Below are 15,352 nucleotides of genomic sequence, written 5' to 3' on the forward strand. Positions count from 1 at the left end.
TTTTCTTTTTTCTTTCCGATCACCACTAGGTGGATGGATAACGACATGTTCGGCCATGTGAATAACATTAACTATTACTCTTATTTTGACACGGTTGTGAATCAGTTTTTAATCGAGCAGGCGGGGTTCAACCCAATGACGAGCACCCAAATTGGTTTTATTGTGAAATCTAGTTGTAACTATATAAGTTCTGTCGCTTACCCTGAGAAATTGATTGGCGCTTTCAGAGTTGATCGTCTTGGAAAAAGCTCCGTGGATTACTCGGTTGGTATTTTTAAGCAGGACCAAGACACAGCTTCAGCAGTGGGTTGTTTGACCCATGTATTTGTCGACCGTGAGACACAAAAGCCAACGCCCATTCAAGGTAAAATGCGCGAAGCTATGATGTCGGCGATGGTCAATGCATGAGCCAAGACATAATGGATGACCATTCAATGTGTGAGCATGTCATTAAAGTAAACGGTGTTGATATTGCGTATCAACTGCATGGCAATGCATTACGCCCAACACTGTTGCTCATTCATGGTTTAAGTACACCGTTAACTGGCTGGCCTCGGGCAATGGTTGATGCATTTGTTGCCGCCAATTTTCACGTTTTACTTGTTGATAATCGTGATGTGGGGCGCTCCCAGCAACTTGACCATTTACCTATCCCCAATATGGGTTGGGTCATAACGAAGTTAAAATTAGGATTTTCGATAAAAACGCCTTATCAACTCGAAGATATGATGCAAGATATCATTGCATTATTAGATGCACTTAAGCTATCTGAAGTCCATGTGGTGGGTGCGTCAATGGGCGGAATGATAGCGCAGTTGATGGCAATCCATCATCCACAAAAAGTCAAAACCTTAACTTCCATCATGTCTACAACCGGATATAAACAGCTACCCGGGATAGACAAAAACATTCGCGAAACGCTGTTACAAAAACCGGTCTCAAAAGAGCATGAAGACCAGATGCATTCCCACATCAAAAAATGGCAAGTGATTGGCAGTCCCGATTATCCATCTTCCGAAACTTATTTGCAGCAATACGTCGAAAGCATGTTGCAGCGAGGGATTACAGCGAAAGGCACAATCCGGCAAATGCTGGCAATAATGTCCGCGGGTAATAGAGAAGGTGAATTATCTAAGCTAAATATCCCGAGTTTAGTTATTCACGGTGACCGTGATGGATTAGTCAATGTAGCAGGCGGTAAAGCCACAGCAGATGCTATACCCAACGCAAAACTCAAAATTTACCCTGGAATGGGGCATGATTTCCCTGTTGAATTGATACCCAGCATAGTCAACGACATTGTGACCCACGTAAATACCCATCTAGGTGATAGGGCATAAATCAATATAATGAACTAGCACTGATAATTACTGATGCCACCTAATGAATTGCAGTTCCTCTCTTGATGTCCATATAGTCTGCTTGTAGGGTCTATAGTTTTAATGTTTTTAATGTGTCTAGATGCCTCTTTCACCGGATGTTTAGCTGCCAATCACGCATCTAAACATGCGGTTAAAGGGGCATCGAAGTATTAAAAATGGTGATAGTCTGCGGTGATTTTGCGATGTATTGTGTACAACTATGTGGTGTTAAAGCCTACTTATTTAACTTATCTATATTTTTACTGTTTCAACCTTTATAGGAGCTATAAATGCCAGCACCGATTTTAAGTCGTCGAGATATTGAATTCTTTTTATATGAGATGTTTGATGTTGAATCTTTAACTACTCGCGAGCGTTACCAAGACCATGATCGTGAATCTTTTGATGCTGCAATCGATATTGCACAGGCCATTGCCGAAAAATATTATGTCCCTATTCGTTTAAAGGTAGACAGTAACCAGCCGACATTTGACGGTAAAAAAGTCCATATTATTCCGGAGATTAAAGAAGGTCTCGATGCGGTTATTGAAGCAGGTCTAACAGCCCCGACAACTGATTACGCCATGGGCGGGATGCAACTTCCACAAATTGCAGCGAGTGGGGCATCTGCTTACATAGCCGCGGCGGCAAGCACTAGTATTGGTTATCTTTCACTGACGCATGCCAATTCTAATTTGATTGAAGCTTACGGTACGCCGGAACAAATAAACAAATGGGTCACCCCACAACGCCAAGGACGTTTTTTTGGCACCATGGCAATGACAGAGCCTGGAGCGGGTTCTGGTCTAGGTGATCTAACAACCTCTGCCACTAAAGAAGAAGACGGCACTTATCGAGTCAAAGGTAATAAAATTTGGATATCAGGTGGTGATCATGATCTATCTGAAAATATTGTGCATTTAGTGCTAGCTAGAGTGAAAGGCGCACCGAAAGGCGTAAAAGGCATTTCGTTGTTTATTGTGCCTAAGTATTTGGTCGGTGATGATGGCAAAATTGGAGATCGCAACGAAGTCGCTTTGGCCGGTTTGTTTCATAAAATGGGTGGGCGAGGGCAGACGTCAACGGCATTAAGTTTTGGAGAACAAAATGGTGCTGAAGCTTACTTGGTAGGCGAAGAAAACAAAGGCTTGATGTACATGTTCCATATGATGAACGAAGCCCGAATTTTAGTGGGTACCGGTGCCGCTCTTACCGCATTAACTGGGTTTCAATACTCTTTGGATTACGCCAAAGGGCGTCCTCAAGGGCGCTTGCTCTCTGCAAAAGACCCGTTAGCACCTCCAGTCAATATTATTGAACATCCAGATGTGAGGCGAATGCTGCTAACTCAAAAAGCGTATTCTGAAGGTGCATATGCATTGTGTTTATACGGGCATCAACTTTCTGAGGATGAAAAAACCGCACCTACCGAAAGTGAGCGTAAACACGCATCCACCATATTGGACTTTTTAACGCCTATCATAAAAAGTTGGCCATCAGAATGGGGACCTAAATCCAACGATTTAGCCATTCAAGTACTAGGTGGACACGGTTATGTTAACGAACACCCCGTCGAGATGTTTTATCGTGACAATCGTCTTAACCCAATTCATGAGGGGACTACTGGGATCCAGTCGTTAGACCTACTTTGCCGAAAAGTACCGATGAACGATTTTAAAGGTTACCAAGCATTCTTAGCTGAAATACAGCTCACTGCCGAAAGTGTAAAGTTGACTGAAAGTTTACAGACATATGCTGTTGCGTTACAACATGCGGTGGATAACCTCAAGGAAGTGACAACCAGTGTAATGGGGGCTTCCAAGACCCAGAACCTTGATTTGGTTTTCTCTAACTCTGTTAGTTATCTGAATATGTTTGGCCACCTTACTATTGCTTGGTTATGGCTTAGACAAGCTGAGATAGCTACAAAGCAACTAGGCAAAGCTCCTCATAGTGACGATGAAAAGTTCTATCACGGAAAAATTCAAGCCATGAAGTATTTTTTCAATAGCGAGCTACCTCTTACGTATCACTGGGGTAACTTAGTGAAAAATATCGACAGTGCTAGTTTTGATACACATCCTGATTGGTTGTGATTTTTGGGAATGAAATGAGTCATTAGTATTATGTTTTTTGGGCGGGAATAAATTCCCGCTAGTTATATGACGTAATGCATACTATGACCTGCATCCAGAACTGTCACCAGGCTGTTTTATAATGAATATCTTGGTGGTTTTATAGTTCAAATATCAAGTTCTACTTGGCATCTAATCGAGCAGATTTGGTACCTATAATACCCGCTTTTTTTTCTAATACAGCGCTATCGTTTTTCGTCAAGATTGGCTGCACTCTCTCTCGCTTTTGCTGAACTACATGCCAAGCATAATGGGGTTCCAGTTGTCTTTCGTGCGATATTTGTACGCAGTAGTCATATTACCTGAACGCAACTGGGTTACGTCTAACTTAGGACGGGCAATGATTTATTAACAGGCCTGCGATGCAAGCAGTCATTCTAGTAACCCGATATTATTAATGTTGCACTGTTTTTGTTTCATGAACACTAGTGCGAATAGTCCTACAGCGAATAAAGCTAAACTTCCAGATGTTGCTCCCATGGCAATAATTATATCGCCATAGTCACCATCAGAATTGCTGAGATGGTTATCGTAAAAGCCAACAATAATATAGCCAACAAAAAAAGATAAGCTGCCATTATCGGCTAAATTATTAAGGGTAGTATTCTTAGTGAGTCTAAAAAATTTAAAACCGACACTATTGTTAGCTCTAAAAGAATCAAGACCAACGTTCCAAGGGCCATTAGAATCTTCGAAAAATAGATTTTCAGTATCAAAATTAACAGTATCCCACACACCACAATTACTAGTGTTGCTAGTGGAGAATGTCAGTAATGTATCTAACACCCCGTTACCTGCGCTTGCTGTATTGTCAATCTCATTTGTATGGGCTGATTCTCGTCCAATCGCGGTGCACATCCATTCTCCGCTAAAGTCCAACTTGGTTACTGACGTTTCAATACTAGGTAAAGCGCTAGTCGCTATAAAACCGTTAATATCATCCCCATTCCAGTCTCTATGGCCGATTAATCCGGCCATAGAGTTATGCGAAAATACTATCTGCACAATGAGTACTAAGACCAATAATTTATTAGTAAGGTGTGTTTAAATATTCATCTTATTTTGATTATAATAGCTATCATAAGAATAATGAAAATATGACTAAACTGTCCAACTTAAAATAATGATCAACTTTATTATTCTAAAGTGACAATTGCCGATGTGTTGAAATATTGAAATATTGAAATATAAAGTATGTGGAAAGTCTTCCACAAAATGGATCCCATCCCTAAGGATTACATGTTTGGTTTGTGATGTGAGGATTGGCTTCATGACAGAGTTCAGAGAATATGCAATTCCTTAAACGTGATGGTTGCAACCCAAGTAAAGAGACTGTAACTCGTTGCTTAGAACTCAGATAGTGTTTACTATTTCTAGATATCAACTTGAGCCTAAAATATGGGTAAGCAAAAATAAACTAAGTCAGTGTTTAGTTAATAAAGCTTAAATAGATGATAAAACGTGCAACTGAGCTTTCTTAAATGATCAGTTACGCGTCTCAGACGATCCACAAGGAACGTCAATAATCTTTGGGGTTTACCCCTTTCAATATGGAACATTGCTCTGTGGATCAAGAAATCGAAAAACTACAGGTTATCTCTAACGTCATCACTCAGTATCTTATTGACAACGGCCTACAAATCCTTATCACATTGATAATTTTGGCTGTCGGTTATGTAATTGCTAAAAAGCTTGGTAAAGCCATTGAAGGTCTGATGATTGGCAAAAATATCGATGTTACGCTGAGTCGTTTTGTTGGCAACTCTGCACATCTTGTCATTTTGGTCTTTGTCATTATGATGGTTTTGAGTAGGCTGGGTATTAACGTTACGCCTTTAATTGCTGTTGTCGGTGCGCTGTCTCTGGGTGCAGGTTTGGCTTTGCAGGGCATGCTCGCCAACTACGCCGCAGGATTTACCATTATTATCACTCGGCCCTTTGTTGTTGGCGATACTCTTAGCGTACAGGGGCAAACCGGTTTAGTCGAAAGTGTGCATCTGGCCTACACCATATTGTTAGATGAAGATGACGTGCGTATTCAGATCCCCAATCGGCTTGTGGTGGGCGAAATCATGCATAATTCAAAGGAAGAGAAGCTAGTGGAATTATGCGTAGGCGTTGCTTATAAATCTGATCCACACCAAGTTATTGCTATTGTTGAAGAGGCTCTTAAGGGCATTGAAGGAATAAGTACTGCCCGTGGACCCATTATAGGCATCGACGAATTTGCAGATAGCAGTATCAATATAGGCGTTAGATTTTTAGCGCCAACTTATCAGTATTTCGAGTTTAAGTATGCCGCCAATCTGGCAATTTATGACGCATTCAAAAAGCAGGGCATAGACATTCCCTTTCCCCAACGCGAAGTTAACCTTATTCATAATCAAAGCTCTTAGCCAAGAGCCTTCAGCGGATTGAGAGCCTTCAGCCTGAAAAGAGCCTTCAGCTTATAAAGAGCCTTCAGCTTATAAAGAGCCTCCAGCCTATTGTCATTTTGTCTGTATCTAAGGAACGGCCATCATCAGATGGTTTTAACCAACAAACGCTATTTTGACATTTATTATCAAACCTTACTTGACCTTACCAGCGTGGTAAGGTTTAACCTTGCCTCATCACTTACTGATATAAACAGGAGAAGGTAATGCAATCTTCTATGCAACTCGCCGTTCAAGGTATGACATGTTCGTCATGTGCTGGTCGTATTGAGAAAGCGTTGCTCAAAGTTGAGAACGTTGAGCAGGCCAGTGTTAATTTGGCAACTGAAACCGTAACAGTTGAGGGCAATCCCAGTGTTAATGAACTCGTAAAGGCAATAACTGGAGCGGGTTATCAAGTTAGTACTGAAACACGTCAATATCAATTAACAGGCATGACTTGTGCGAGCTGTGCCGGTCGAGTAGAAAAAGCGTTACTTAATGTGGCTGGGGTGATAACAGCAAATGTTAACCTTGCAACAGAGCAGGTGAATATAACGCTGCTAAGTAAAATGAGTGAGGCCAGCCTTAATGAGAGCATGCTCGGTGAAGCTGTGAAAAACGCAGGTTATCAGCTTGTTTCACAGCAGAGCTTGGCTGAACAAGCTGAAACACATAACCAAACAATGGCATTTTTCCGCAGTGACAATTGGCCAGTTATTGGCGCGTCCTTGCTGACATTGCCACTGGTTTTACCGATGCTGGGTATGTTGTTTGGTATCAACTGGGTGATGCCTTCTCTATGGCAATGGTTATTGGCAACACCGGTACAATTTTATTTTGGCGCACGCTTTTATCGTGCTGGTTTTAATGCCCTAAAGGCTGGCACCAGTAATATGGATTTACTGGTCGCAATCGGTACCAGTGCCGCTTACGGTTTATCGTTGTATCTTTGGTATAGCTTTGATGGCGAGCACGGTGCGCCGCATTTATATTTCGAAAGTAGTGCCGCCGTGTTGACTTTAGTGCTGTTGGGAAAGCTGTTAGAACAGCGCGCCAAACGTCACACCACAGACGCGTTGCGGGCATTGGAAAGTTTAAAACCGACTACCGCCAACGTATGGCGTAATGAAAACTGGCAATCAGTTGCTGCAATAGAGCTGCAACGGGATGAAAAAGTCAAAGTCTTACCAGGTGAACGTATCCCGGTTGATGGCAAAGTTATCAAGGGTGACAGCCATGTAGATGAAGCGCTGATTAGTGGTGAAAGCATGCCTCTGCTCAAATCTATCGGTGATAAGGTCACGGGTGGTTCAATTAATCTTGATGGGGTGCTGGAGTTGACAGCCACCGCTGTTGGTGCGGAATCGACACTCGCAAAAATTATCCACATGGTCGAACAAGCTCAAGGGGCCAAAGCGCCTGTTCAGGCCTTAGTCGACAAAATCAGCAGTGTGTTTGTACCATTAGTGCTGGTTATTGCACTGTTGACCCTTCTCGGCTGGGGAATGATAAGCGGAGATTGGACTCAAGGTATTTTGCATGCCGTTGCCGTGCTTGTTATTGCGTGCCCTTGTGCTCTGGGTTTAGCCACACCTGCTGCCATTATGGCTGGTACTGGCACAGCTGCACGCCACGGCATACTCGTAAAAGATGCGCGAGCACTAGAGCAGGCAAAACAAACTGATATGGTTGTCTTTGATAAAACAGGCACCTTAACTGAAGGTAAGCCTGAATTGATTCAGTTAACCGCGTTTCAAATCGATGAACCAGCATTACTCACGCTGGCATACGGCTTACAACAAAATAGTGAACACCCTTTGGCTAAAGCCGTCGTAAAAAGGGCACAACAAGACGCTACTAAATTGCCTGACATAAAACACTTTAAAGTCATTGCTGGTAAAGGGGTTCAAGGCGAAGAAAATGGCAAGCAGTTGTTACTCGGAAGTAGTCGCTGGATGCAAGAATTGGGACTCACATTACCTTTGCAGCAAATAACCACCCAAGGTGCAACGGTCTCTTGGTTGGCAAGTAAACAAGGCGAAAACATTGAGCTGTTGGGGCTGTTGTGTTTTGCAGACAAAATTAAAGAACAGGCAAAACACGCTGTAGATGCGCTAAAACATAGAGGTATCAAAGTCGCAATGTTAACCGGTGACTCTGCAGCAAGTGCGCAGCAGGTAGCCAGTGAATTGGGACTAGACGACTATCAAGCGGAAGTATTACCTCAAGATAAAGCGGCAGCTATTGCAAGCTACCAGCAACAAGGTTATCAAGTGGCTATGGTTGGAGATGGGATTAACGATGCGCCTGCGCTTGCTCAGGCCGATTTAGGCATTGCGATGGCGACAGGTACAGAAGTTGCCATAAGCGCTGCAGCTATTACCTTAATGCGAGGTGATCCTGCATTGGTGTCAGCAGCAATATCCCTGGCATCAGCCACCTATCGAAATATTCAGCAGAACTTATTCTGGGCGTTTGCCTTTAACAGCGTCGGGATCCCATTGGCAGCGTTAGGATATTTAAATCCAATTATCGCTGGTGGAGCGATGGCTGTCAGCAGCGTACTGGTTGTTACTAATGCATTACGCTTGCAACGTAAAAGTTTTAAGAGAGGTAATATGAATACATTACTCACTATAGGTAACGCGGCCAAAGCGAGTGGTTTGACCGCTAAAATGATCCGCCACTATGAAGAGTCCAGCTTACTGCAAAGGCCACCACGGACCGAGGCTGGGTATCGGTTGTATAATAGCGAACAGCTTAATCAGCTAAAGTTTATTCGACAGGCACGCAATCTAGGTTTCTCGTTACACGAGATTAAATCGTTACTAAGTCTGTGGCAGGATCCCCAGCGGGAAAGTCGAGCAGTGAAGCAGATGGCTGAGCAACATCTGGCCGAAATTGAGACAAAAATTGCTGAGCTGCAACATATGCAGCAAGTGTTAACTGAACTAGCAACCAGTTGCCGTGGTGACAGCAGTCCAGATTGCAGCATATTGCAACAGCTGGCTAAAGGCGAGTGATCGGAGTGTTTTCACATCACTCTATAATTTACAGAACGATCATTTTTGGATTGAAAACTAGCGTCGATGAATGACCACTTGAACTCACAATCTAAACGTCATATTCGTATGGGTAAGTGCTAAAGGGAAGTGCTAAAGGTCGCCGTTTTTTTTGAGCTACCAGTCGCTTGTGTTGACTGTGTTTTGTATTGATTGAACTCACAATTCGAAATTAACAAACAAAAACCGTTATGAGCATTCAGTGCGCCAAGTTCATCATTAAAAATACCACGATCGCACTTATAATCGGTGATATAAAAAACCATTTCGGTCGGTACAAAATACCCACTAGACTCGTTACATAAAACATTAACCACAATGCCCAATGCATAGCCGAAAACAAGTCAAAATAACTAAGCAACAATAAGCCGGGCAATGCTTTGACTGCAACATACAACAAACAATAGCTTTGCAATTCAGACCTAGAAATGGGCAAGCTGGTAAAATAGGGTTGATATAAACGCTGTAAAGCTTGCGAATCGAACAAGCTGCTTGCCATCAGCAAAGCGGCACAAAAACTGAGAAACCCAGCAACATAACTCTGCGCTTCATGTTTTACACCGTTGAACATAATACCCAACATGATTGTCATTAATAACAAACCAACAAAACGTAATCCTTCAGAACGAGGATTCTGTAAATCTGCTTGTAGTTGCAATCTGAATAGCCCTTTAGGCCAGTTACCCAAACTAAAAGAAGGCATAGGTAACTGGCGCTCAATTATGATCGCCACACACCACAACACCAACCACTGTGTTTTAGCGAATTCATCCGCCATCGAAATAGCCCCTAAGGGTAATATCAACAAGCTCAACCACGGTAATTTGGGCACACGTACTGCACTAACACTGTAATAACTGACTAAAGCCAGAAGCCCAAAAATAGGCGCTAGCTGTTGAATAATATGTGAAAAGGGAAGAGTGAGAAACCGGTCTGCTGCTCCATATATCATCAATAACATTAGGCACAGCGGCCCGAGCAGAAAAATATTAGCGCTGTATACAATTAAACCTGTTTCACACCACCGGCGTTTAACGTCAGTCACCGCTAAACTATCAACATAATAACGATGCTGGGTGGCCAATACGCCATAGCGCTGTATCAACATCCAACTATAGATAAATAATAAATAGCACCATAAAGTATTTAAATACAGGGTGTTTTCACTGCTGGCATCCGCCAGTATGCCCCACGCTACAAAAGGTAAAAAAATCAGCGCCGGCAAAGCAAGAGGAAACAAGGCAACGATACCCATACTTAATTGCTTGATGCTGTCTAACCACTGTTTGAGTGATTCGTTATAGAGCCTGAGCCTAAACTGCCAGTAATTCATACGGGATCTGGCTCACTGCGTTGCAATTGAATTTGTCTTACTTGCTGATGTTCGGCTGCAATCGCTTCATGACTGGCAATAATGACCTGCCCTGGATAGTCGCTCAGCAGTAAATTAAGCGCTAATCGCGCTTTGTCATCCAAACCGTTAGCTGGCTCATCAAGTAATAACAACTTTGGTTGATGCATCACTGCAGTGAGCAAACTGAGCTTTTTATAATTACCTAAAGACAAGTTATCGACTTTAGTATGCCAATACTGCTTTAAGCCAAATTGTGTGAGCCAATGCTCGTTTGGTTCACAATTAAATTGACGCTGATGAAAATCCAATAATTCAGCCACAGTCAAAAACCCGGGTAAGGCCACCTTAGATGCACTAATACCTATATGCTTTTTACTTTCTGTCGTTAACACCGACTGTTGATTGAAACTCACCTTACCTGCATCTGGCGTAATGAGACCTGCAGCCAGCATTAATAAAGTGGTTTTGCCACTGCCGTTTGGGCCACTAATAAGGACCCTAGGCTCGTTAATCTCGATGCAGAAATCATCGAACACACAGCGGTTTTGGTAATAATGGCTAATTTTTTCAAACACTAACAATCGAAGACTACCTTGTTGTTTAATCACGCTACAAAATCCGATATTAAAACATTTTTGTTTTGTGCGGTGCAACTTGAGCATCAATCGGGTAACAATAACATTGAAAATTCGCTATTGATCTAAACCTCCTATTTACCTTATTGAGGAATTACGGCTAGAGATCGCTTGAAGCCGTCTGTTGTATCAGTGCAAAAGCGGTCATCGTGTACCTTTGATTATTACTTCGGCTATACGCCCAAAGCGGACCCAATGACTTAACGGGTTGAACGACATAAATGTGCGATCAGCGGTCCTTGGGCTTAAACTATTTGACGGCGGCTTCATCTGACATTGCTGACATTGCTGACATTAGTACGATTGAGCTTTTTCCAATTACATCATGAATAATTTAACTTTGTTCTGACCCCGATAGTTCCTGACCCCGATAGTTCCAAAGAGCAAGTCACAATCCAGCGACCCAATAACAAAATCCCCATAGTAACGACACACTACAGATAACCTCCCGCGATATTCTCCATTGGTGATTATCCGCTAGCTGTCGCAGCTTAGCAGAGTAATCTGGTGCTCAGCGCGACCGACAGCTAACTGATAATCTAAACAAAAGCGGGCGTTTCGAGTTTTCCAATAGAACGGCAAAAGATTGCTAATAAAGGGAGGCTTTCAGTCATAGATAGTCATCCATTAAAGGGAATACCTTCGCGATATAGGTTGTTTTTTCATAAATCAAAGACCTAACCCCGAGGTTCCTTTCTCAGGATGATTTAACTTTGTTCTGACCCCGATAGTTCAAGAGTTTGCGGTCTGATTGTGATTTACACCGTCATTCCGTCATTCCGGTTGGCTTTTGAGCCGGAATCGCTTTGCTCACAAAGCATGCGCTACGCTTACCGTCATCCTTGACGGTTTTGTTTCGAATCCCTTCGAACCAATCACTTCTTTTCTACAGCCAAAAGAAGTAACCAAGAAAGGCCGCTCGCCAAACTATGTTCTTCATCCAATTATTTTTGAGATTTAGCAGGTCGTCGCAATGTGCTCCCAGAACTCTGCGACTCAATTTACATCCATGTAAATTGACCCACTAAATCTCAAAAATAATTGGCGAACATCGATGCGAGGGTAAATCAAAAGCATCGGCTTCGCCGACAGTGAGTTTTAGGTTGCTTTGATATTAATTAACATGGATGTTCTGTTAATTGTTAGATAACTTTCACTTTTCAACGTACCTCACCCCGCAAGTCTAGCCGAAAGGATAATGCGCTCTTTCAAATTTAGGGTCATATTGCGGATCATCTGGTGCAAATTTCGCAATTTGGGGTTTACCAAACTTCATATCAGCTAAGAAAGGTATTGAGTGCTCGTTTCGACTGTATGTATATTGATCCACATTAAAAGGACCTGCTGAAGTCGAGAAGACACTTAGAGCAAAATGTTCGCCGGGCATAAAGTCTTTCACCGAGAACCCTGCAATCCCAACTCTTCCTCCTTGTTTGACGGTGGTTAACAAATTAATTCTATCGTTACTGGTAGTTTCGAGCTTCCAAATTGGAGCATTTTGCATCGAAATTTGCAACGATGCATGTGGTTCAACTCCTGTACCCTTATTTTCCAATGAAAGCATGAATAAACAACTATCAGGATAAGGCCCAAAACTGGCACTTAAACAAATGGGTAGCATGGGATTGTGTATTATTCTATTTTTTTGTTGCCTAGCTCCCCAAATTTAAGTGATTCTCTGTAGCGATGACCTGGGGGGGCAGGTAAATCCTTATACTTCCAATATTGTGACGGCTTGAGGTAGCGTAATACAAAGCCAACAACGTCTGAGTTGGCTTCACCCGAGGCAAATGTTCCGGGATTCTGAGTTCCCTTTAGGGCTGCTTTTTCGGCTCGCGCCTTCCAATCAATCAAAGTATCGACAGGATATGCGTCGGGATCTTTATCAATCAAAACAGAACACTGCTGGCATAACCAAATTCCATTATTGGGACTCTTTCGATCGATTTCAGTTTGTTGTTTGTCGAATCTAGGTCCTTTTACTGATGCTGCTGTTATATGTGCAGCCACCCCCAAATTCACAGAGCCCCGGCTACTTTCTTTTGGGCCGTAAGTTAAACGCCGACAACTAGGATTACTGCAATGGCAGCCTGCTCGATGTGATATTTCACGAATGATTGGCGCTGTAAAATTACCTATCCTTGCCATATGGTGTCGATCATCCTGAAGCTAATTTAATTGATTAATTTTAAACCTGCGGGGTCAGGTTCGCTGAAACGTATAATATGTCATCAAGTTTACCGCTCGGCCTGCTTACTCATTTAGTCCGCTTTGGGTCGAAAACTGACCTTAATCCAGACTAACAGACAATTTCCAATCTGTCTGCAATTCGCTCTTTGCTGACGTTACCCAAAGCCTTAGTCGCTGACCACCTTACAATTATAATAATTGAAGTCTTGTTACCAAACGTCGATATCGAAAAATTTACTAATAATTATCAGGCAGTTACATCGATGTGGCTAGTACCACTAATTAACGCTTATATAGCCACATATATGCAGTTATTACCAATTTGTCCAATAAGAGCAGATCGTTGACATTTAGGGGGATTTCCGCAATTATTTTTTGCTTGGTTGGAAGAAAACGTTTATAAAAGAGATACGTAGAGGCCGAGTAAAAATATGGCCTGAACTATAGACGACATAATGGGGTGTTTAAACACGACATTATGTCGTCGACTAAACTGTTAGGTGTATTTGAATTGAAGTATTCGCGTCTACTAAAAACTGTTTTCATTATAGGATGCGTTGCAACAATCAGTGCGGCTATTTTAGCACCAAAATTAGAAGGTTATGGTGATTTTGTAGCGCAAATATTTTTAGTGTCATTATCACTATTGTCGCTGACTTATTGTTTATATGCTTTCAATGCTGGTGAGGTCGAGGTAAAGGGGGTTAGTTCAAAGCGTTCAGAATCACCAGGTTATTACTGGTTCGGGATGCTAATTTATCTGTCATTTTCCATAGCAATGCTATCGATTACTTTTGTGCAACTATACACCTAACAACACGCCCTGAGGTGGACAACAAGTATAAATTAGCTATTTACCGCAAATTTTAATAGAGGCGAGCCTCTTCGTTTTAGGGCCTCTAAGTATTTTGACTCATCGTATGGCATACTTGTTTTCCAGCACCTAAATAGTATCCTAATCCACTTGAAAGCTAGCGATCTGATGATGCTGTTATGTGGTTTTCCTTTGCTCTTTTGTTGTTCATAATAAGCCTTAGCCCAAAATGAATAACGTATCGAAAAACCAGCCCATTCCACAAAGGTTTGCCTTAAAAAGGTCGGACAACTATAGCGCCAATGTGTCCACATTTTCTTTCCGCTTCGCTCAATGACAGGCGCAATACCGGCATACTTTTGCAGTTCACTCGCATCTTTATAACGCTCTCTATTACTCCCAAAGGCCACTAATAATCTTGGGGCTAGTTGAGGGCCAGCACCTGGGAAACTGTCAAAAATCACCTTGTCATCGTGCGACTTGTAGGCCAGTTTTATGGCTTTATCTAACGACTCAATTCCCTTTAGTAAGACTCTGTATTGTGCAATGAGCACTTCAACTAATAGTTGGTTCGGTTCTATCACGCCGATGTCTTCGGTTAATGGCATAGCACTTTTGATGCTTAAGATACGTGCATCATTTACCTGAGAATAATGTGAGTTATGGCTGTTGAAAAAGTCTAAGAGTGTTTGTTTTTTTACTCTTTTAACTTTGGTAAGTGATGGCCATTTACTGATAAAGTCACAGAAGATGAAGGTGTCTTTTTCTTTAAACCATTCAAGTGCTTGAGGATAATAATTCTTTAAGGTGGCGGTTATTTTATTGGATAAATCCACGCTATCTTGAACTAAGCTCCGACGGTACTCAACTAACTGTGCAAGTGAGCGCATAGCCGCTGACTCGGGTTCAATGACGGTGAGCTTGTCCATATGCAGTGTAAGTATTTCGACTTGAATGAGTGCATCAGAAGGGTCATCTTTCGCGTTACTTGGCGTAAAAGCTTTACGGTAATTAGCCACGGATGACGGGTTAATGGTAAATAAGGTTAGGTGGCTATATTTTGCTAAGGCATAAATAAGAGGACCTTTTTTTAGTTCGCAAGCCACGGCAATTTGTTGATTTGGGTAGCGCTGTTTAAGGCTCATTGCCCAGTCATGAAACGCTTCAGGTTTACTCTTAATAATACAATAATGGTACTTTTGTGTGTTGATAGGATATTCACATATGTCATGTTTTGTATCTGCCCAATCAATGCCGATTAAAGCAGCGAAATCATTAATATTATATGCTTTCATTTTGCAGCTCCTCCGAGTAATGTTACAGATGGAATGTGCTTAAATCTCGTTTCTCGCAGGTCTTATAGATAGTCGTGGTCGGCAATCCC

The 15,352-nt window shown here is 42.2% G+C and carries 11 protein-coding genes; 5 read left to right on the top strand and 6 right to left on the bottom strand.

Features of this window, described 5'->3' with window-relative positions; translation table 11 throughout:
* The first annotated feature begins 33 nt into the window (after positions 1–33).
* From C427_RS07980 to C427_RS07990, 3 genes are all read left to right on the top strand, one after another.
* A complete protein-coding gene (locus tag C427_RS07980; protein ID WP_015430658.1) occupies positions 34–408 on the top strand; it encodes an acyl-CoA thioesterase in 375 nt (124 codons plus the stop codon).
* Positions 405–1,340 (top strand): alpha/beta fold hydrolase, encoded by a 936-nt coding sequence (locus C427_RS07985; protein ID WP_007636162.1) that lies wholly within the window; start codon positions 405–407, stop codon positions 1,338–1,340. The genes C427_RS07980 and C427_RS07985 overlap by 4 nt, the downstream gene beginning before the upstream one ends.
* Positions 1,341–1,651: 311 nt before the next feature.
* The gene (locus C427_RS07990; RefSeq protein WP_007636164.1) at positions 1,652–3,457 is read left to right on the top strand and encodes an acyl-CoA dehydrogenase; all 1,806 of its coding nucleotides are present in this window, start codon (positions 1,652–1,654) and stop codon (positions 3,455–3,457) included.
* Between the two features lie 411 nt (positions 3,458–3,868).
* Here the strand turns inward: C427_RS07990 and C427_RS07995 are convergent, their stop codons facing one another.
* Positions 3,869–4,501: a hypothetical protein gene (locus tag C427_RS07995; protein ID WP_226991077.1), complete on the bottom strand. Its 633-nt coding sequence runs from the start codon at positions 4,499–4,501 to the stop codon at positions 3,869–3,871.
* A gap of 560 nt (positions 4,502–5,061) precedes the next feature.
* On the opposite strand from C427_RS07995, the gene C427_RS08000 reads away from it, so the two are divergent.
* Together C427_RS08000 and cueR are read left to right on the top strand one after the other, a co-directional pair.
* Positions 5,062–5,892, top strand: coding sequence for a mechanosensitive ion channel family protein (locus C427_RS08000; RefSeq protein ID WP_007636168.1), 831 nt, complete (start codon positions 5,062–5,064; stop codon positions 5,890–5,892).
* Positions 5,893–6,137: 245 nt separating this feature from the next.
* Positions 6,138–8,936, top strand: coding sequence for a Cu(I)-responsive transcriptional regulator (gene cueR, locus C427_RS08005; protein ID WP_015430659.1), 2,799 nt, complete (start codon positions 6,138–6,140; stop codon positions 8,934–8,936).
* 238 nt (positions 8,937–9,174) lie between these two features.
* On the opposite strand, the gene C427_RS08010 is transcribed toward cueR, so the two are convergent.
* From C427_RS08010 to C427_RS08035, 5 genes are all read right to left on the bottom strand, one after another.
* The gene (locus tag C427_RS08010; RefSeq protein WP_007636171.1) at positions 9,175–10,308 is read right to left on the bottom strand and encodes a DUF6136 family protein; all 1,134 of its coding nucleotides are present in this window, start codon (positions 10,306–10,308) and stop codon (positions 9,175–9,177) included.
* Positions 10,305–10,937 (bottom strand): ABC transporter ATP-binding protein, encoded by a 633-nt coding sequence (locus C427_RS08015; protein WP_007636172.1) that lies wholly within the window; start codon positions 10,935–10,937, stop codon positions 10,305–10,307. Before C427_RS08015 ends, C427_RS08010 begins: the two co-directional genes overlap by 4 nt.
* Before the next feature lie 1,210 nt (positions 10,938–12,147).
* Entirely contained in the window at positions 12,148–12,468 is a 321-nt protein-coding gene (locus tag C427_RS08020) for a hypothetical protein (protein WP_148285896.1), read from the bottom strand.
* A gap of 128 nt (positions 12,469–12,596) precedes the next feature.
* A complete protein-coding gene (locus tag C427_RS24005; protein ID WP_051075187.1) occupies positions 12,597–13,112 on the bottom strand; it encodes a hypothetical protein in 516 nt (171 codons plus the stop codon).
* 888 nt (positions 13,113–14,000) lie between these two features.
* On the bottom strand, positions 14,001–15,263 hold the full coding sequence (locus tag C427_RS08035; RefSeq protein WP_007636175.1) for an IS110 family RNA-guided transposase: 1,263 nt from the start codon (positions 15,261–15,263) through the stop codon (positions 14,001–14,003).
* Positions 15,264–15,352: the final 89 nt, after the last annotated feature.

The sequence above is a fragment of the Paraglaciecola psychrophila 170 genome, assembly GCF_000347635.1.
Classification (GTDB): Bacteria; Pseudomonadota; Gammaproteobacteria; order Enterobacterales; family Alteromonadaceae; genus Paraglaciecola; species Paraglaciecola psychrophila.

Excerpts from the sequence above, each read along its gene's own strand:
- C427_RS07985 (WP_007636162.1), top strand. The coding sequence starts at position 405 with ATGAGCCAAGACATAATGGATGACCATTCAATGTGTGAGCATGTCATT.
- C427_RS24005 (WP_051075187.1), bottom strand. The coding sequence starts at position 13,112 with ATGGCAAGGATAGGTAATTTTACAGCGCCAATCATTCGTGAAATATCA.
- C427_RS07980 (WP_015430658.1), top strand. The coding sequence starts at position 34 with ATGGATAACGACATGTTCGGCCATGTGAATAACATTAACTATTACTCT.
- C427_RS08035 (WP_007636175.1), bottom strand. The coding sequence starts at position 15,263 with ATGAAAGCATATAATATTAATGATTTCGCTGCTTTAATCGGCATTGAT.
- C427_RS07990 (WP_007636164.1), top strand. The coding sequence starts at position 1,652 with ATGCCAGCACCGATTTTAAGTCGTCGAGATATTGAATTCTTTTTATAT.
- C427_RS08010 (WP_007636171.1), bottom strand. The coding sequence starts at position 10,308 with ATGAATTACTGGCAGTTTAGGCTCAGGCTCTATAACGAATCACTCAAA.
- cueR (WP_015430659.1), top strand. The coding sequence starts at position 6,138 with ATGCAATCTTCTATGCAACTCGCCGTTCAAGGTATGACATGTTCGTCA.
- C427_RS08020 (WP_148285896.1), bottom strand. The coding sequence starts at position 12,468 with ATGCAAAATGCTCCAATTTGGAAGCTCGAAACTACCAGTAACGATAGA.